Raw genomic sequence first — 18,140 nt, forward strand, 5'->3', positions numbered from 1 at the left:
CCGACCGCACGGACCCCGGCTGACCGAGGAAGGAGAGTGAGGCGCGATGGCCAGTACCAAGCTGGGTGCGGCCCTGGTGGGCGGCTACGTGCTGGGACGCACCCGGAAGACGAAGCTCGCCCTCGCGACGGCCCTGTGGCTCGCCGGCAAGGGACTGCGCCCCGGGCAGCTCGCCAGGTCCGTGGCCGGGTCGCCGGCCCTGGGCGAGCTGAACAAGCGGGTCCGCGACGAACTGCTGCGGGCCGGCAAGTCCGCCGCCACCACCGCGCTCACCGCGCGGGCCGACCGGCTGGCGGACTCCCTGGACGAGCGCACCCGCGCCCTGCGCCGACACGGCGAGCACACCGACGAGACCACCGCACGGGAGGCGGAGGGCGGGGAGGACGAGGACGAGTCCTCCGGCGCGGCCGGCGCCCTCCAGCGCGGCGCGCGCGCCGCCCGGGCCGTGCCCGGGGCGGCCGGCGCGGCGGCCCGGCCCGGGCACACGACCAGTGGCAGGAGGTCGCAGGACGATGGCTGACAGCAAGGCGACAGCAGGTCTGCGCGAGCAGGCGCTGAACAACCCCGCGGTCGGTCGGCTAGTCGAGGAGCTGCGCGAGTACGCCCAGGCCCGCGCGGAGCGCCTGGTCACCGACCTCGGCCAGCGGCTCGGCGAGGCGGCGAAACAGCTCGCCGACCCCTCCTCCGGCGCGAAGGACCTGCTCGGTCCGCTGGCCGAAGCCGGCCGGCAGCTCGGCGAGGGCAAGTCCCCCGGCAGGATCGGCATGTCCCTCGGTGCCGCCGGAGTGCGGAAGAAGCTGACGGACAAGGCCAAGGGCCTGTTCGGCAAGGACCGCGGCAAGAGCGGTGCCGGCGAGGGCAAGAGCGTCGTCGTCATCGAGGACGTCGACGTGGGCGTCCCGCTGCGCCACGCCTACAACCAGTGGACCCGCTACCAGGAGTTCGGCCGCTTCGCCAAGGGCGTCGTCAGCGTCGAACGCAAGGACGACACCACCACGAACTGGCAGGTGAAGGTCGCCAAGGCGAACCGGGCCTGGCGGGCGAGGATCACCGAGCAGGTGCCCGACCAGCGCATCGCCTGGACCTCCGAGGGGGCCAAGGGCACCACCAAGGGCGTGGTGACCTTCCATCCGCTCGGCGACAACCTCACCAAGGTGCTGCTCGTCCTGGAGTACTTCCCCAAGGGGCTGATCGAGAAGACCGGCAACATCTGGCGGGCCCAGGGCCGGCGCGCCCGGCTGGACCTCAAGCTCTACCGCAAGTTCGTGATGATGCGGGGCGAGGCCGACGAGGGCTGGCGCGGGGAGATCCGCGACGGCGAGGTGGTGCTGAGCCACGAGGACGCCGAGCGCCGGGAGCGCGAGGAGCACGAGGAGCCGCGGGCCGGGCAGGCGGCGGAGAAGGAGGAGGAAGCGGAGGCGCCCGAGGAGCAGCCCGAGGAGCGGGGGACGCCGGAGGCCGGCGGGGAACCACGGCCGGCGGGCGAACCGGGCGCGCAGGAGGAGACGGAGCGCGAGGAGGAACCGCGGGAGGAGAAGCGGCGCGAGGAGGAACCCCGGCACCAGGAGCGGCGCGGGCAACGGCCGCACGACGACGAGCCGCACGTCAGGCGGCGCCCCCGGCACGTGCTCGTGGCGAGGCGCTGACCGAGAGACGGGATCGAGGACGAGTACGCCGTGACCGAACCGATGAGTGGAGGCCGGCTCGGCCCCGCCCCCTCCAGGGCGGTCAGCCCGTACGGCCAGGGATCGTCCGCGAACCTCGCCGACATCCTGGAACGGGTGCTCGACAAGGGCATCGTCATCGCGGGTGACATCCAGATCAACCTCCTCGACATCGAACTCCTCACCATCAAGCTGCGGCTCCTGGTGGCCTCCGTCGACAAGGCCAAGGAGATGGGCATCGACTGGTGGGAACACGACCCCTCGCTGTCCTCCCGCGCCGACGGCCACCGCTCGCTCGCCGAGGAGAACCGCCGACTGCGCGCCGAGGTCGCCGCGCTGCGCCGCGGGGAGGACCGCTCCCCGCCCGAGCTCGCCCCCGCCGAACCGGAACGGGAGGCCGAGCCGCCGCAGCCGCACCGGGCCGGGCGCGAGCGCGGCCACGAACGCCAGCACCACCGCCGGGTGTACCGGCGAGGAAGGTGACCGATGGGCGCGCCGCTCAGCTACGCCTACGCCGTGACCCGCCCGGCCGACGGACTCCAGGAGGCGCTGCGCGCCCAACGGGGCGTCGCCGACGCTCCGGTCCACCTGGTCGAGGAGGCCGGCATGGTCGCCGCGGTCAGCCACGTCCCGGCCGAGGACTTCGACGAGCGCCCGCTCCGCAGGCGCCTGGAGGACCTGGCGTGGCTCGAAGCGGTGGCCCGTGCCCACAACCGGGTGGTCGCGGCGCTGGCCGGGGTCGCCACGGTGCTCCCGCTGCGCCTGGCCACGGTCTACCGCGACGACGCCCGGGTGCGGGAGATGCTCCGGGAGCGCGGACGCGGCTTCGGCGCGCTGCTGGACCGGCTGGCCGACCACGAGGAGTGGGGGGTGAAGCTCTACGTCGCCCCGCGCACCGGCCCGGAGCCGGCCGGGGAGGCCGGGGCGGGCGGGGCGGCAGGGGCGGGCGCCTCCGCCGGTGCCGGCGCGGCGGCGGACAGCCCGGGCCGTGCCTACCTGCGCAGCCGCCGGCGGCAGCAGCACTCCCGCGAGGACGCCTGGCGGGCGGCCGAGGAGGCCGCGCGGCGCGTCGACGCCGAGGCCCGCACGCTCGCCGTCGACCGGGCCCGGCACCGCCCCCAGCAGGGCGAACTCGCCCGCGGCCCGGGGCAGAACGTCGCCAACGACGCCTATCTGGTGCCCCGGGGCCGGGCGGAGGAGTTCCGGGCCCGGGTGGAGCGCGCCGTCGCGGGGCTGGACGGGGTGCGCGTGGAGATCACCGGGCCGTGGGCGCCCTACTCGTTCGCGACGCCCCCCGATCCCGCCCCGGCCCGGCCGGAATCCCGGGAGGAGGCGCCGGCCCCGTGACCGAGATGGCCCGGCTGTCCGCCCCCGCCGAGGTGCGCCCGCTGAAGGACGGCGAGATCGCGCTGATCGACCTGCTCGACCGGCTGCTCAGCGGTGGCGCCGTGCTGACCGGCGACCTGACCCTGTCCATCGCGGACGTCGACCTGGTGCGGATCTCGCTGCGCGCGGTCATCCACGCCGTCAACGCGGAGAACCCGGCGCCGTGGATCCCCGGCCTGGGCCGCGCGGCCCCGGAACCGGAGCTGGAAGCGGCGCCCGAACCGGAGCGGCCGTGACCGAGGAACGCCCGCCGCATGCCCGCCGCATGGACGAGGTGGCGGAGGCGGCGGCGCGCGCCTTCCAGCTGCTGCCAGCCGGCCCCGAGGACGTCCCGGCCGAACGCGAGGCGCGGCGCCTGGCCCGGCGGCTGGAGACCGACCCGGACACCGTGGAGCGGGACCTGATCAAGCTGGTGCTCACCCTGGTGGAACTCCTCCGGCAGCTGATGGAGCGGCAGGCGCTGCACCGCGTGGACCAGGGCGACCTCACCGAGGAGCAGGAGGAGCGCATCGGCAGCACGCTGATGGTCCTGCACGACCGGATGCGGGAGCTCTGCGCCCGCTACGACCTCACCATGGAGGACCTCAACCTCGACCTCGGCCCGCTCGGCCCCCTGCTGCCGCCCTCCTGACTCCCCGATCCCCGGCGCCGGTGCACAGCGCCGGGGATCCGCGTGCGGCGGGGGTGCGCGGCCCGGACCACCCGGGCCGCGCACCCGGCCGCGTGGGCGGTCAGCCCCGCGGGATCCACACGCGCATGGCCCCGGCCGCGCGATTGCCCCAGGCGTAGTAGGGCACGGCGGTCAGCCGCAGCGGCTCGGCCGCCGCACCGGCCGCCGCACCCACCGACTCGGCCGACTCGGCCGGCCGCCCCGTCTCGGCGGTCCGGTAGGGCCACCACGACGGCTCCTGGGCGGTGGGCCGCCGCCACCCGGTGGCCGCGAGCGTGGTCACGCCGCCGAGCAGGTCGGCGCGGTGCTCGGCCACCAGTTCGCCGGCGGTGTCCAGGACCAGGTCGTCCACCCGGCCGCCCGGCTGGTCGACCCCCTCCAGGCAGTAGACCAGCGGGCCGCGCTCCAGGGCGACGCTGTCCCGCGCGGAGTCCACCCGGGGGTCGGAGCGGGTCAGCCGGGGCGCGAGCTCGAGGTCCAGCAGCACGGTGTCACCCGGGCGCCAGGCGCGGCGCAGCCGCAGCCAGCCGTCCACCGCGCGCTCGCCGACGGGGGCGCCGTCCACCGTGACGGAGTGGTCGCGGCACCACTGCGGCACCCGCAGCGACAGGGTCCACTCCCCCTCCGGCCCGTCCTCCCGCACGGTCAGGGCGATCCGGCCCCGCCACGGGTAGTCGGTCTCCACCTCGACGGCCACCGGGACGCCGGCGACCTCGGCGGTCACCCGGCCGGTGGCGTACTGGTGCAGCTGCAGACCGGTGTCGTCGGTGCTCGCCAGGTAGTGCGGCAGGCTGGCCAGCATCCGCATCACGTTCGGGGGGCAGCAGGCGCAGCGGAACCACGGGGTGCGGCGCCCGCCCTCCTGGTCGCCGCCCTCGTCCTCGTGGTCGTCGCGCACGTGCAGCGGGTTGACGTAGAGGTAGCTCTCGCCGTCGAGCGAGACCCCGGAGAGGAAGCCGTTGTAGAGGGTGCGCTCCACCAGGTCGGAGTAGCGGGCGTCGCCGGTGAGCAGGGCCAGCCGCCAGGCGAGGTGGACGGAGGCGATGGCCGCGCAGGTCTCGGCGTAGCCGCGGTCGGCGGGGAGCTCGTACGGGTCGCCGAACCGCTCCCAGTCGTGCCGGGAGCCGAGGCCGCCGGTCAGGTAGGTCTTGGTGGCGACCATGTCGGCCCACAGGTGCTCCAGCACCGCGACGAGTTCCCGGTCGCCGGTCTCGGCGGCGAGGTCGGCCACGCCGGCCAGCAGGTACAGCTGGCGCACCGCGTGCCCGGTGACGGTGCGGGCCCGGCGGACCGGGACGTGGTCCTGCCAGTACCCCGCGGCCGGGGCGGGCCCGCCGGCCTGCTCCCGCTGGAGCAGGCCGGCGCCGCGCCGCTCGACGAAGTAGCCGGCGAGGTCGAGGTAGCGGCGTTCGCCGGTCTCCCGGTACAGCTCGACCAGCGCGGTCTCGATCTCCGGGTGGCCGCAGACGCCGTCGACCGCCTTGCCGGGGCCGAAGGTGGCGTCGATGTGGTCGGCGAAGCGGCGGGCGACGGTCAGCAGGGTCTCCTTGCCGGTGGCCCGGTGGTGGGCGACGGCGGCCTGGACCAGGTGGCCGGCGCAGTACAGCTCGTGGCCCCAGCGGAGCTCGGTCCAGCGCGTTCCGGGCTTGGCGACCTGGTAGTACGTCTGGAGGTAGCCGTCGTCCTGCTGCGCGGCGGCGACCAGGGCGATGACGCGGTCGACGTCCTCGGCCAGGCCGTCCGGGGCGTCGTCGCCGGCCAGCTGCCACGACGCCGCCTCCAGCCACTTGTAGACGTCGGAGTCCTGGAACGGGAAGTCCCCGTGGAACTCCCCCTGCTCGGTGCCGGCGGCGATCCGCAGGTTGCTCAGGTTTCCGGCCCGCTCCAGCTTGGCGACGCCGCGCGCGATGCCCGCCTCGGCGTTGGTGCGGCGGCGCTCGTGCCACAGGCCCGCGGTGATCCGGACGTCGGCGGCGGGGCGGAGCGCGGTGAGCGCGTCCGCGCCGAGCCGTACGGGGCCGGGCTGGGCGGTGGTGCCGTCGGGGCGGACAGGCATGGTTCCTCCGGGGCTGGTCGGCGGGGGCTGTGCTGCGGGGTCTGTGGTGGCTGCGGACCGGTCCGCGGACTGGTCCGCGCGGCGTGGGAAATCGGTTTCCCAATGGGAAACTACGGAGTGTCGGAGGGGAGCGTCAACGGTTCCGGCTGGCCGCCACCGGACAGCTCCCCGGGCCACCGGCGTCCCGGCGTGCTCGCCCGGCGGCCGGCGGTTCTCCCGGCGGCCGGGGCGGATATCCTGGGGCGCCCAGAGCCCCGGCCGGGCAGCCCGAGCCGGCCCGCACGCGGAAGTGAAGGTTCTCCATGCCGCCCGCCCCAGCATCCGGAGCCGCCCCCGCCGGCCCACCAGGCGCGGCGGCCGGTTCACGCGGGCGCGCCACCATCACCGACGTGGCCGCGCTCGCCGGGGTGTCCCGCGGCACCGTCTCCAAGGCGCTGAACGGCACCGGCCGGCTGCGCCCGCAGACCCGGCAACGCGTGCTGGAGGCGGCCGAGTCGCTCGGCTTCCAGCCCAGCCCGCTGGCCCGGGGGCTGATCTCCGGCCGCACCTACACCGTCGGGCTGGTCACCACCGACAGCATCGGGCGGTTCAGCGCCCCGGTGCTGCTCGGCGCCGAGGACGCGCTCGGCGCCGGGCGGATCTCGGTGCTGCTGTGCGACACCCGGGGGGACGCCATCCGGGAGCAGCACCACCTGCGGGTGCTGCTGGCCCGGCGCATCGACGGCATCATCGTCGCCGGCCACCACACCGGTCCGCGGCCGCCGCTGCCCGGCCCGCTCACCGTGCCGGTGGTCTACGCGATGGACCCGTCCGAGGATCCCCGGGACGCCTCCGTCGTCCCGGACGACACCGCCGGCGCCCGGGCCGCCGTGCGCCACCTGATCGACTCCGGGCGGCGCCGCATCGCCCACGTGACCGGCCCGGAGCAGCACCACGCGGCGATCGTGCGCGCCGCCAGCGCGCTGACCGTGCTGCGCGAGGCGGGGCTGCCGCTCGCCTCCGGGCGGGTGCACTTCGGGGAGTGGAGCGAGGCGTGGGGCCGCCAGGCGCTGCACACCCTGCTGCGCGCGGCGCCCGACTGCGACGCGGTGTTCTGCGGCAGCGACCAGATCGCCCGGGGCGTGGCGGACGCGCTGCGCGACCTCGGGCGGCGGGTGCCGCAGGACGTCGCGCTGGTCGGGTACGACAACTGGTCGGTGATGGCGACGGCCTGCCGGCCTCCGCTCACCACGGTCGACATGAACCTGGGCGAGCTCGGCCGGGTGGCCGCGCTGCGCCTGATGGAGGCCATCGGGGGACGGCCGTCGACGGGGGTGCGGGCGCTGCCCTGCCGGCTGGTGATCCGGGAGTCCAGCGGGCCGGCGGACCTCTGACCGCCGGCCGGTGACCCCGGCACCGAGCGGCGGTTCAGCCGCGCAGCAGCCGCTCCGGATGGATCGGCAGGTCGCGCACCCGCACCCCGGTGGCGTGGTACACGGCGGCGGCGACGGCCGCGGCGGCGCCGACGATGCCGATCTCGCCGAGGCCCTTGGCGCCCAGCGGGTTCACGTACGGGTCCTCCTCGTCCAGGCAGACCACGTCGATCTGGCCGACGTCCGCGTTGCAGGCGACGTGGTACTGGGCGAAGTCGGCGTTGGTGAACAGCCCGAGCGCCGGGTCCAGCCGGGTGCCCTCGTGCAGGGCCATCGACAGCCCCATGATCATGCCTCCGGACAGCTGCGACCTGGCCGTCTTGGCGTTCACCAGGCGCCCCACGGCGAACACCCCGAGCATCTGGTCGACTCGGGTCTCCCCGCTGTCCATGTCCACCCGGGCCCGCACGAAGTGCGCGCCGAAGCCGCTCATCGCGAACCGGTCGGCCCAGGCGCTCGGTTCGCTGGCCACCCGGGCCCGCAGCCCGTCCGGCGGCACCTGCCCGCCGTACTCCTCCAGGCGGCGGCGCAGCTCGTGGGCGGCCTCCAGCACGGCGGTGCCCCAGGAGGCCGTTCCGCGCGAGCCCCCGGCGCCCGGGGCCGGCGGCAGCGCGCTGTCGCCGATGCGCAGCCGGATCCGCCGCGGGTCGGTGCGCAGGGCGTCCGCGGCGATCTGGGTGAGCACCGTCCAGGCGCCGGTGCCGATGTCGGAGGCGTCGATGGCCACCGTGTAGTCCCCGTCCGGATGCGCGGTCACCTCCGCCGTGGCCGGGACGCGGGTGGCCGGATAGGTGGCCGCGGCCACGCCGGTGCCCAGCAGCCAGCGGCCCTGCCGGCGGGCCCGCGGGGTGGGGTCGCGCTCGGCCCAGCCGAAGCGCCGCGCGCCCTCCCGCAGGCACTCCACCAGGTGGCGGCTGCTGAAGGGCCGCCCGGTCTCCGGCGCCAGGGCCGGCTCGTTGCGGATCCGCAGCTCCACCGGGTCCACCCCGCACGCCTCGGCGAGCTCGTCGAGCGCCGACTCCAGGGCGAACATCCCGGGGCAGTCCCCCGGGGCCCGCATGATGGTCGGCAGCGGCAGGTGCAGCGGCGCCAGCCGGTGCGTGGTCCGCCGGTGCGGCGCGGCGTACATCATCCGGGTGGGGCGGGCGGCGTGCTCGGCGTACTCCTGGTGGGCGGAGGACTGCTGGACGATCTCGTGGGAGATCGCCACCAGCCGCCCGTCGGGCTCGGCGCCGAGCCGGATCCGCTGGATCATGGCCGGCCGGTGGCCGACCGAGGTGAACATCTGCTGGCGGGTCAGTGCGCAGCTGACCGGTCGTCCCACGGCCGTCGCGGCCAGGGCGGTGAGCAGCACGTGCGGGTGGGTGTACAGCTTGGAGCCGAATCCGCCGCCGACGTACGGCGAGGTGACCCGGACCTGGTGCGGGCGCAGTCCGAAGGCGGTGGCGACGTCCGCGGCGATCGAGTGCGATCCCTGGTTGGCGTCGTGCATCCGCAGCTCGCCGTCCTCCGTCCACCAGGCGACCGTGGCGTGCGGTTCCATCGGGTTGTTGTGCGCGTAGGGCGTGGTGTAGGTGCGGTCCAGGCCGACCACGGCCTCCCGCAGCGCCCGGTCGACGTCCCCCAGCAGGCTGTCGGTGGCGCCGACCAGCATCTTCTCCGGGGCGTAGAGCCCCTCGGCGTCGTCCCGCAGCTCGACCCGGTGCGGTTCGGTCTCGTAGCGGACGCGCACCGCGGCGGCGGCCTCGCGGGCGGTCACCGGGCTCTCGGCGACCACGGCGGCGACGAACTGGCCGCGGTGGTCGACCACCGGGGACTGCAGCACGGCCAGATCGGGCGTGGGTGCCTCGATCCGCGGGGCGTTGCGGTGGGAGAGCACGGCCACGACGCCGTGGATCGCCAGGGCCTCGGTGGCGTCGACGGCGGCGACCCGGCCGTGGGCGATGGTGGCGCCGATCGGGTACAGGAAGACGGTGCCCTCCGGCAGGTGGTCGGCGGCGTACCGGGCCTGTCCGGTGACCTTGGCGAGGCCGTCGACGCGGTCCATCGGCGCGCCCACCGCGGACGGCGGCTCAGCGGTGGGGGCGCCGGCCGCGGGTGCACCGGCCGTGGGCCCGCCGGCCGTGGGGCGACGCCCCGGGTGGTACGGGGAGGAGGGTGCGGGGCTCACGGTCGCGCCTCCGTGGGGTCGTGCCGCTGGAGGGGTTCCAGCAGGTCCAGCAGGGTGCGGACGATCAGGTCGCGGGCGAGCGGGACCTTGAAGCCGTTGTCGCGCAGCGGGCGCGCCGCGGCCAGTTCGGCCTCGGCGGCGCGGCGCAGGTTCTCCTCCGTGGCGACCGCCCCGAGCAGCTGTTCCTCGGCGCGCCGGGCCCGCCACGGCACGTGGGCGACGCCGCCGAGGGCGAGGCGGACGTCCCGGATGGTGCCGCCGGCGACGTCCAGCACGGCCGCCACGGAGACCAGCGCGAAGGCGTAGGAGGCGCGGTCGCGGACCTTGCGGTAGCGGGAGCGGGCGGTCAGCGGCAGCACCGGCAGGTCGACGGCGGTGATGAGTTCGCCGCGGTCGAGCACGGTGTCGCGGTGCGGTTCGTCGCCGGGGAGGCGGTGCAGCGAGGTCACCGGCAGGGCGCGCGGCCCGGCGGGGCCCTCGGTGCGCACGGTGGCGTCCAGGGCGGCGAGGGCGACCGGCATGTCGCCGGGGTGGGTGGCCACGCAGGCCTCGGAGTGGCCGAGCACCGCGAGGGTGCGGTGGTCGCCCTCTCGGGCCGGGCAGCCGCTGCCGGGCTCGCGCTTGTTGCAGGGCGTGGTGACGTTCTGGAAGTAGGGGCAGCGGGTGCGTTGCAGCAGGTTGCCGCCGGTGGTGGCGAGGTTGCGCAGCTGCGGTGAGGCGCCGGAGAGCAGGGCCTGGGCGAGCACGGGGTACCGGGAGCGGATGGTGAGGTCGGCGGCGAGGCGGCTGTTGGTGACGGCCGCCCCGATGCGCAGCCCTCCGTCGGCGAGGGGTTCGACGGTGTCGGTGGCGAGCCGGCGGACGTCGACCAGCCGGTCGGGGCGGGCGACGCCGAGCCGCATCAGGTCGACCAGGTTGGTGCCGCCGGCGAGGAACACCGCGCCGGGGTTGGCGGCCACGGTGGCGACGGCCGCGTCGGGACTGGTGGCGCGTTCGTACCGGAAGGGCCTCACGGGCGGCGCACCTCCGCGCCGCCGGTCGTGTCGGGCACGGGCACGACCTCGGCCGCCGCCGCGGCCCCGGGGGCCGGCGGGATCCCGGCGACCTCGGCGACCGCGCCGACGATGCCGGGGTACGCGGCGCACCGGCACAGGTTGCCGCTCATCCGCTCGCGGATCTCCGCGGTGTCGGGCGTGATCGTCCGGTCGGCGAGGTGGGTGGTGACCGCGCTGGGCTCGCCGGCGGCCAGCTCGTCGAGGGCGCCGACCGCCGAGCAGAGCTGTCCGGGGGTGCAGTACCCGCACTGGAAGGCGTCGTGCTCGATGAAGGCCCGTTGCAGCGGGTGCGGGGTGCCGTCGGTGGCGAGCCCTTCGACGGTGACGAGGTCGGCGCCGTCGTGGGCGACGGCCAGGGCCAGGCAGCTGTTGACCCGGCGGCCGTCCAGGAGGACGGTGCAGGCCCCGCACTGGCCGTGGTCGCACCCCTTCTTGGGGCCGATCAGGCCGAGCTCGATGCGGAGCAGGTCGAGCAGGCTGGTGCGGGTGTCCACGGTGATGCGGTGCTGTCGCCCGTTGACCGTGAGGTCCACGGTGTCGTCCACGGTTGCACGCTCCCTCGTTCGCCGGTCGTCCGGCCCGGGGAGCTACCACCGGGCAGGCCGTTCCAAGCGCGCCCGACCGGGGATGCCCGCGACCGGCCGTTTGGATGCCCGCGACCGGGCGTTTGGATGCTCCCGCGACCGGGCGTTTGGATGTCTGCGACCGGGCGTTTGGATGCCCGCGACCGGACGTTTGGATGCCCGCGACCGGACGTTTGGATGCCCGCGACCGGACGTTCAGTGCGGGCGCAGGGCGGTGGCGCGGTGTGGGAATTCCCCCGGCGATCGGCCCCCCATCCACAGCTCGGAGCACCCCCTTTCGCAACCCATCCGCCATCTGCTAACCCCGTTGAACATGGGGGCGCCGCGGTCATCCACAGGCTGGAGGAGGGGTCTTGCGCCACGCCCAACACCCCTGCTACCCCAGTTGAACAAGGGGGCGCCGCGGTCATCCACAGGATGAGCGAGGGGGCTTGTGCTCACGCGGCCACGTCTGCTCCCCCTCCCTCCCGACGACGCTCACCCGGGTGAATCGAGCCGCCTGGTGGGGGCCCGCCTGGCCAGACCCCCTCCCTGGCACGGATGCCCCTCCCTGGCACGGCCCCTGCCCGAGCCCGGTTTCCCGGCTGCCCAGTGGCCCGGGCCGGCTGCCCGGCTACCCAGCCCCAGCTGCCCAAGCCCGGCGCGCTGAAGCTCAGCCGGGATCGCCCCGCCCGGCCGGAGGCGGCCACGGCGGCACCCCATCCTTGACGCCCAAAAATGTGACCGGTCACAATCCCGACCATGGATGTGACCGGTCACACGCAGGGATCCGGCGCCCCGACGCAGCCGCCTCGGCGGCGCGCCGGGGTGAGCATCCGCGATGTCGCCCGTGCCGCCGGCGTCTCCTACCAGACCGTCTCGCGGGTGATCAACGAATCCCCCAGCGTGGCGCCGCACACCCGCGAGCGCGTGCTGGCGGCCGTGGAACGGCTGGGCTTCCGGCGCAGCGCCACCGCGCACGCGCTGGCCGTCGGTCAGGTCCGCACCGTCACCGTGCTCACCGGCAACACCACTCTCTACGGCTACGCCAGCACCCTGCGGGGCATCGAGCAGGCCGCCCGCGCCACCGGGTACGCCGTGGGCATCCGCGTCCTGGAGGGCGAGTCGCCCTCGGACGTCCGCGCCGCCGTCCAGCACGCCACCGACGCCGGCGGCGGCGTCCTGGTGATCGCCTACGACCGGGCCGGCCAGGCGGTCTGGGAGGCCCTGCCCGAGGGCCTGCCGGCGGCGGCCGCCGTGGAGGCCCCGGCGGAGGTGGCTGACGGCGGGGCCCGGCCGCGGGTGTGGATCGACGACCGCGCGGCCGCGGCCGAGGCCACCCGCTACCTGCTGGCGCTGGGGCACCGCACGGTGCACCACGTCGCCATCCCGGCGTCCGTGCGCGGCGGCTCCAGCCCCCGCGCCCTCGGCTGGAGCCAGGCCCTGCGGGAGGCGGGCGCCGTGGTGCCGGGACCGGCGGGTGAGGGCTGGGACGCCACCGACGGCCACCGGGCGGGGCGGGAGCTGGCCCGGGATCCAGCCGTCACCGCCGTGCTGTGCGGCAACGACGACCTCGCGCTCGGCGTCGTCCGGGCCATGCACGAGGCGGGGCGTTCCGTCCCGGCGAGCGTCAGTGTCATGGGCTTCGACGACGCCCCCCACGCGGCGTTCCTCACGCCCGCCCTGAGCACCGTCCGGCTCGACTTCGCCCAGCTCGGCCGGGCCTGCTTCCACGGGTTGCTCACCCAACTGGCCCCGGACGCGCCGTCCGAGGAGGCGCCGCCGCTCACCGCCACCCTGGTGCGCCGCGAGAGCACCGCCCCACCCCCACCCTAGCCCGCACCCGCGCCCCCTCCCCCGGCCTCCGCTCCTCCGTCCTCCATCTTCCGATCCCCCCCCGAAAGGCCGCGCCGTGTCCGCAGAAACGCCCGCCCCGTCACCCGCGGCCGCCCTCCAGCAGCTCACCGTCGACCTCGCCGACCGCACCGGGGCCGTGCTGCACGGCGGCAACGGGACCCTCTACGGCCTCAGCGACGACGGGGTTCCCAGCGACGACCTGCTGGGCCCGCTCAGGATCACCACCACCGCCCAGAAGCCGCCGGGCGGCCTGCAGCACCCGGGCGGAGACGCCCTGGAGATCGCCGACGCCTTCCTCCGCAACGGCGGCCGGGAGATCCTGATCTACTGCCAGGACGCCTACCCCTCCTGGCCGTACGACGACCTCGGCATCGAGGACTACCTGGGCAAGGTGGAGGAGATCGCCCGTCAGGTGGTCGCCTCCCCGCACCGGGCGAGCTTCGTCTACGTCCCGTTCAACGAGCCGGACTGGATCTGGTACGACCTGAAGACCAGCGATCCCGCGGCCTACGCGCGGCGTCGCGACCGCTTCCTGGCCGACTGGCGGACGGTGTTTCGGCGGATCCGGTCGATCGACCCGACCGCGCGGATCGCCGGGCCGAACGAGGCGTACTACGACGCCCGGCTGCTCGCGGACTTCCTCCCCTACGCCAAGGCCCACGACGTGCTGCCGGACGTGATGACCTGGCACGAGCTGTCCCCCAGCTCGTTGGCGGAGTACCGCGGACACCACGCGCACTACCGGGCGTTGGAGCGGGCGAACGGGATAGCGCCGCTGCCGATCAACATCGACGAGTACGCCAACCGGCGCGACCTGTCGGTGCCGGGGCAGATGGTGCAGTGGGTGTCGATGTTCGAGGACACCAAGGTGGACGCCGACCAGGCCTACTGGGACGTCGCCGGGAACCTGGACGGCAACGCCGTGCGCGCCCACGTCCCCAACGGCTCCTGGTGGTTCTTCCACTGGTACGCGGGCATGACCGGGCAGACCGTGCGGGTCACCCCGCCACGGGCGGACGTCGTCGACTCCCTGCAGGGCATGGCGTCGGTGGACGCCGCCCGGCGGCAGGCCCACGTGGTCCTCGGTGGTTCCGACGGCGATGCCGAGGTGGTCCTGCGGGGCGTCGACCCGGCGCTCTTCGGCGACACGATCGCCGTCACCGTTGCCGAGGCGGCCTGGAGCGGCTACGAGGGCGCGTCGCCGCCCCCGACCGTGCTGGCCCGCGAGCGGCGCCGTGTCGCGGCGGACGGCACGGTCACCGTCCCGCTCACCGGTCTGGACCGCACCTCGGCCTACCGGATCACCCTCACCCCCGGCGGCCCCGACCTGCCGGAGGCACCGCGCGTGCCCTGGCGGGCCTGCTGGCCCGCGGTGGAGGCCGTCCTCACCGGCGGCGCCGGAGACGCCGAAGCCGCGGACACCGCCGAGGGCGCGGACGACACCGAAGCCGCGGACGGCGCCGAGGGCGCGGGCGCCGCCGACCCCGACGACCTCCCGATGGACGACCCCAACCACTACGCCACCAGCGGCGCCCGGTACCCCGCCCCGCTCGGCACGGCCGACGGCCGGCTCGACCTCACGGTCACCGTGCCCCGCGACGGCGACTACACGCTGGGCGTCCTCTACGGCAACCCCGACGGCGCCCCCGCTCGGCAGTTCCTGCGGATCGACGGCGGACCGGCCCGGGTGATCGACTGCCCGTCCACCCTCAACTGGCGGTACCTGGGCAGGGTGGAGACGACCGTCCGCCTCGGCGCGGGCGCCCACACCCTGAGCTTCGCCGCCTCCGGTCCGGCGAGGGGTCGGGCCGCCGGCCGGGTGGTGCTCGACCGCGTCGACCTGGCCGAGCGGTCCGAGGCGACCGACTACCCGGCCACGCTCACCGAGGCCACCGGCGGCGCCCACGAGGACTACCGGCTCTCCGGGCGGCTGGGCACCGGACGGCTCGTCCTGCCGCCCGGCGCCGCGACCGTGTTCGACGTGTACGCGGCGGCCGACGGCTACCACCGCGTCGCCGTCGACGGCACCGGCGGGGCCGTCGACCTGCGCATCGGCGGGGACCCGATCGGCACGTCGACCGGCCCGGCCGACCCGGTGCGGGTCTTCCTGCACGCCGGCGTCAACCGGATCACGGCGGCCCCGGCCACCGACACCCCCGCCTCGCTGCACGCCCTGACCGTGACCGGCCCCGCCGATGCCACGGGCGTGGCCACCCACCGCGCCGCGGACGCGCTGCTCGGCGGCACGGCGACCGTCCGGGACGACGGCCGGGCGTCCGGGGGCGGGCTGGTGGGCTCCATCGGCGACGGCACCGCCAACACGGTCACCTTCACCGGCATCGAGGCGCCGCACGCCGGGCGGTACGTCCTCCTGGTCCACTACGCCAACGGCGACCGCGCCCACGGCCACCAGTACAACGCCGACATCGCCTCGCGGTCGGCCGAACTGACCGTGGGCGGCGGCGCGCCGCGCCGGGTGACGTTCCGCAACACCTACGGCTGGGGCAACGTGTGGGCGCTGCCGCTGACGGTGTCCCTGGAGGCGGGCCGGAACACCATCGTCTTCGGCAACCCCAGCGGGCCCGCTCCCGACCTCGACCGCATCGAGGTCGCCCCGCTGGTCGGATGAGCCCGCCTAGGCCTTGCGGGCGAGCAGGTGCACCTCCTGGAACTGCCGTCGGTCCGCGGGCTGGGGCTCGCGGACCATCCGGGCCACCTCGGTCAGCCCGGACTCGCGCAGCATCGCGGCGAGGTGATCGGGGGACCACCGATAGGCCGGCGCCACCGCGTGGTCGAAGACCTGCGGCGGGTGGGACGGGTCGTCGCCGGCCCAGAAGCCGAGCAGGAGGTGGCCGCCGGGCGCCAGCACGCGGTGGAACTCCGCCACGATGACGGGGAGTTCCCGCGGCGGGGTGTGGATGATGGACCAGCGGGACAGCACGCCGCCCAGCACGCCGTCGGCGATGTCCAGCGCGGCCATCGAGCCCACGTCGAACCGCAGGCCCGGATGGGCCTGCCGAGCCAGCTCGATCATCACGGGAGAGGCGTCGACGCCGAACGCCTCCAGCCCCAGCTCGTCCAGGTGAGCGGTGACATCGCCGGGTCCACACCCCAGGTCCGCGACCCGGCCGTTCCCACCGGCGTTGACGACCTCGGCGAAGGCGCTCAGCATCGCGCGGTCCAGGGGCCGGTCGCGCAGCGCGCCGCGGAACAGCTGCGCATAGGTGGAGGCGGCGGCGTCGTACGCCTCGCGGGTGGCACTGAGGGCATCGTGTTCGACCATGCCCGCGACAGTAGCCCCAGGGGGCTGGGGCGCGCCGGCGTCCGGCGTTCACCGCGACGCCCCTCGGCCGGGTCCGGCCGAGGGGTCCGTGGGCGGGCGCGGTCAGTGGGCGGGGACCGTCTGCCGGCGGTCGGAGCGGGAGCGCCGGCCGAACAGCAGCCGGTCCAGGCCCCACCGGCCGGCGCCGAACGCCGCCAGCAGCAGCGCGGCGACCCCGATGGTGAGGACCAACTCGTAGCCCCCCTCGGCGACGAAGATGCCGCCGTCGCGGTGGACGAACCACCAGGCGCCGATCATGTCGATCACCACCAGCAGTCCGACCAGCGGGACGGCGAGCCCGATGATCAGCGCCGCGCCGCCGACCAGCTCGACCAGGGCCGCGAACCAGGCGGAGACGGTGGGCAGGGGCACGCCCATCTGGTCGAAGGAGGCGGCGGTGCCCTCGATGCCGAACTCGTCGAACTTCTGCCAGCCGTGGGCGATCAGCACCACGCCGAGGCCGACGCGCGCGGCGAGCAGGGCGAGGTCACGCAGGTGCGTGGTGGTCTTCGCGGTCGTGTTCGTCGTGGTCATGGTCCTGTGTCCTTCGTGCGGTGATGTCGTGCTCGCGGGGCTGCGGAGAGGGGGCGGGGAGGTTCCGGGGAGGGCGCTCACCCGGCGCGGATCGATGGGGCCCGGTCAGGAGCGGGGCGCGGTGGGGCGGGCGGGGCGGCGGCCGACGCTTCTCAGGCGGCGGGGGCCGGCGACGAGACGCCGATGCCGCCGGGCGTCCGGGCGCCGTAGCGGGCCTGCTCCCGGGCCAGGTCGAGCGGCCGGATGGTCTTGCGGGCCTCACGGGCATCGGCGTCGAGCAGGTCGGCCGGGACCAGCCAGACCACCTCGAACTCCAGCCCGTCGGGGTCCTGGCCGTACAGGCTCTTGGTGGTGCCGTGGTCGGAGGCTCCGACCAGCGCCCCGGCCCGGGCGAGGGCCCCGGCGACGCGTTCCAGCTCTTCCAGCGTATCCACCTCCCAGGCCAGGTGGTACAGGCCGACGGCGCCCCGGCCGGCGCGGCTGGGGGCGGCGTCCTTGCCGATGGCGAAGAGGCCGAGGTCGTGGTCGTTGGTGGAGCCGGCCGCCTGCAGGAAGGCGGCGCCGGTGAAGCCGTCCGGGGTCATGTCGACGCGCCGGAAGCCGAGGACGTCGGTGTAGAAGGCCACGGAGCGTTCCAGGTCACTGACGTACAGCACGGCGTGGTTGAGGCGGATGACGCCCATGGTCCCTCCTTGGACGGCGGTGGTCCGGGCCGTCGCGGTTGTCCGGTCGCGGGCCGAGGCAAACTACTGGTTGAGAGCTCAACCAATACGTCGGACAGTAGCACGCCGAAGTTGAGCTCTCAACCAGTCTTATCCTTGAGGGATGACCGCACCCCAGTGGCTGGACGCCGACCAGCAGCAGGCGTGGCGCTCCCACCTGGAGGCCAGTCGGCGCATCCTGGAATCCGTCGACCTGCAGCTCCAGCGCGAAGCGGGCATGCCGCACGCCTACTACGAGATCCTGGTCCGCCTCTCCGAGGCGCCCGGGCGTGCGATGCGGATGAGCGAACTCGCCCGGTCGTCGCTGTCCAGCAAGAGCCGCCTGTCCCACGCCGTCGCCCGGCTGGAGGAACGCGGCTGGGTGCTGAGGAGGGCGTGCGCGGAGGACCGGCGCGGCCAGATCGCCGTGCTCACCGAGAAGGGCTTCGCCGCCCTGGCCGAGGCCGCGCCGGGCCACGTGGCCCAGGTGCGCAGGGTGCTGGTGGAGGCCCTCAGCCCGGAGGACCTGCGGGAACTGCGCCGGCTCAACGAGCGCATCATCGCCCGCCTGGACGACCTGGAGTCCGGCTGCCCGGCACCGCCCCACGAGGGGTGACCACCGGAGCCGGGGCGCCGACGCCTCCGGTGGGGCACCTCCGCGCCGCGCGGCGGAGGCGGGGCCGCCCCCTCGGGCTCCGGGGCCGCGCCGGCGGCATTCCACGCCGTCCGACCTAGCGACTTCGCCGCTAC

17 protein-coding genes are annotated in these 18,140 nt (G+C 75.5%); 10 read left to right on the forward strand and 7 right to left on the reverse strand.

Translation table 11 applies throughout. The features are described from left to right. Positions 1 to 46 precede the first annotated feature (46 nt). Genes FHU37_RS10050 through FHU37_RS10075 form a run of 6 tightly spaced genes read left to right on the forward strand, consistent with a single transcriptional unit; the run spans position 47 to position 3,681 of the window. A complete protein-coding gene (locus tag FHU37_RS10050) occupies positions 47 to 520 on the forward strand; it encodes a hypothetical protein (RefSeq protein ID WP_179813873.1) in 474 nt (157 codons plus the stop codon). After that, positions 513 to 1,646, forward strand: coding sequence for an SRPBCC family protein (locus FHU37_RS10055; protein ID WP_179813874.1), 1,134 nt, complete (start codon positions 513 to 515; stop codon positions 1,644 to 1,646). The genes FHU37_RS10050 and FHU37_RS10055 overlap by 8 nt, the downstream gene beginning before the upstream one ends. A gap of 42 nt (positions 1,647 to 1,688) precedes the next feature. After that, positions 1,689 to 2,147 carry a gas vesicle protein gene (locus FHU37_RS10060; protein WP_246450783.1) on the forward strand — a complete coding sequence of 153 codons (459 nt, stop codon included), beginning with the start codon at positions 1,689 to 1,691 and terminating at the stop codon, positions 2,145 to 2,147. Positions 2,148 to 2,150: 3 nt separating this feature from the next. After that, positions 2,151 to 3,011: a GvpL/GvpF family gas vesicle protein gene (locus tag FHU37_RS10065; RefSeq protein WP_179813875.1), complete on the forward strand. Its 861-nt coding sequence runs from the start codon at positions 2,151 to 2,153 to the stop codon at positions 3,009 to 3,011. A gap of 5 nt (positions 3,012 to 3,016) precedes the next feature. Next, positions 3,017 to 3,286: a gas vesicle protein gene (locus FHU37_RS10070; protein ID WP_218904391.1), complete on the forward strand. Its 270-nt coding sequence runs from the start codon at positions 3,017 to 3,019 to the stop codon at positions 3,284 to 3,286. A 29-nt stretch (positions 3,287 to 3,315) separates the two neighbouring features. Next, entirely contained in the window at positions 3,316 to 3,681 is a 366-nt protein-coding gene (locus FHU37_RS10075; RefSeq protein ID WP_179816158.1) for a gas vesicle protein K, read from the forward strand. Between the two features lie 100 nt (positions 3,682 to 3,781). Here the strand turns inward: FHU37_RS10075 and FHU37_RS10080 are convergent, their stop codons facing one another. Beyond that, complete coding sequence (locus tag FHU37_RS10080) at positions 3,782 to 5,776, reverse strand: glycoside hydrolase family 127 protein (protein WP_179813877.1); 1,995 nt, start codon at positions 5,774 to 5,776, stop codon at positions 3,782 to 3,784. Positions 5,777 to 6,078: 302 nt separating this feature from the next. Between FHU37_RS10080 and FHU37_RS10085 the strand changes: the two genes are divergently transcribed. Beyond that, entirely contained in the window at positions 6,079 to 7,149 is a 1,071-nt protein-coding gene (locus tag FHU37_RS10085) for a LacI family DNA-binding transcriptional regulator (RefSeq protein WP_179813878.1), read from the forward strand. A gap of 34 nt (positions 7,150 to 7,183) precedes the next feature. Here FHU37_RS10085 and FHU37_RS10090 read toward each other — a convergent pair whose 3' ends face one another. The 3 genes from FHU37_RS10090 to FHU37_RS10100 all read right to left on the reverse strand — a co-directional run bounded on the left by FHU37_RS10090 (position 7,184) and on the right by FHU37_RS10100 (position 10,958). After that, positions 7,184 to 9,235: a xanthine dehydrogenase family protein molybdopterin-binding subunit gene (locus FHU37_RS10090; protein WP_179813879.1), complete on the reverse strand. Its 2,052-nt coding sequence runs from the start codon at positions 9,233 to 9,235 to the stop codon at positions 7,184 to 7,186. Between the two features lie 119 nt (positions 9,236 to 9,354). Next, complete coding sequence (locus tag FHU37_RS10095) at positions 9,355 to 10,371, reverse strand: FAD binding domain-containing protein (protein ID WP_179813880.1); 1,017 nt, start codon at positions 10,369 to 10,371, stop codon at positions 9,355 to 9,357. Further along, positions 10,368 to 10,958 (reverse strand): (2Fe-2S)-binding protein, encoded by a 591-nt coding sequence (locus FHU37_RS10100; RefSeq protein ID WP_179813881.1) that lies wholly within the window; start codon positions 10,956 to 10,958, stop codon positions 10,368 to 10,370. The genes FHU37_RS10095 and FHU37_RS10100 overlap by 4 nt, the downstream gene beginning before the upstream one ends. Before the next feature lie 780 nt (positions 10,959 to 11,738). Between FHU37_RS10100 and FHU37_RS10105 the strand changes: the two genes are divergently transcribed. Then, positions 11,739 to 12,812 carry a LacI family DNA-binding transcriptional regulator gene (locus FHU37_RS10105; protein ID WP_179813882.1) on the forward strand — a complete coding sequence of 358 codons (1,074 nt, stop codon included), beginning with the start codon at positions 11,739 to 11,741 and terminating at the stop codon, positions 12,810 to 12,812. 76 nt (positions 12,813 to 12,888) lie between these two features. Continuing rightward, on the forward strand, positions 12,889 to 15,462 hold the full coding sequence (locus FHU37_RS10110) for a carbohydrate-binding protein (RefSeq protein WP_179813883.1): 2,574 nt from the start codon (positions 12,889 to 12,891) through the stop codon (positions 15,460 to 15,462). Positions 15,463 to 15,468: 6 nt separating this feature from the next. On the opposite strand, the gene FHU37_RS10115 is transcribed toward FHU37_RS10110, so the two are convergent. The 3 genes from FHU37_RS10115 to FHU37_RS10125 all read right to left on the reverse strand — a co-directional run bounded on the left by FHU37_RS10115 (position 15,469) and on the right by FHU37_RS10125 (position 17,372). Continuing rightward, the gene (locus tag FHU37_RS10115) at positions 15,469 to 16,116 is read right to left on the reverse strand and encodes a class I SAM-dependent methyltransferase (protein ID WP_179813884.1); all 648 of its coding nucleotides are present in this window, start codon (positions 16,114 to 16,116) and stop codon (positions 15,469 to 15,471) included. A gap of 102 nt (positions 16,117 to 16,218) precedes the next feature. Continuing rightward, positions 16,219 to 16,689, reverse strand: coding sequence for a DoxX family protein (locus FHU37_RS10120; RefSeq protein WP_179813885.1), 471 nt, complete (start codon positions 16,687 to 16,689; stop codon positions 16,219 to 16,221). Positions 16,690 to 16,841: 152 nt separating this feature from the next. Then, complete coding sequence (locus tag FHU37_RS10125) at positions 16,842 to 17,372, reverse strand: VOC family protein (RefSeq protein WP_179813886.1); 531 nt, start codon at positions 17,370 to 17,372, stop codon at positions 16,842 to 16,844. Between the two features lie 142 nt (positions 17,373 to 17,514). Here FHU37_RS10125 and FHU37_RS10130 point away from each other — a divergent pair, with 142 nt between their 5' ends. Continuing rightward, on the forward strand, positions 17,515 to 18,006 hold the full coding sequence (locus tag FHU37_RS10130) for a MarR family winged helix-turn-helix transcriptional regulator (protein ID WP_179813887.1): 492 nt from the start codon (positions 17,515 to 17,517) through the stop codon (positions 18,004 to 18,006). The last annotated feature ends 134 nt before the right edge of the window (positions 18,007 to 18,140 follow it).

Origin of the sequence: Allostreptomyces psammosilenae, assembly GCF_013407765.1 — a bacterium.
GTDB lineage: Bacteria > Actinomycetota > Actinomycetes > Streptomycetales > Streptomycetaceae > Allostreptomyces > Allostreptomyces psammosilenae.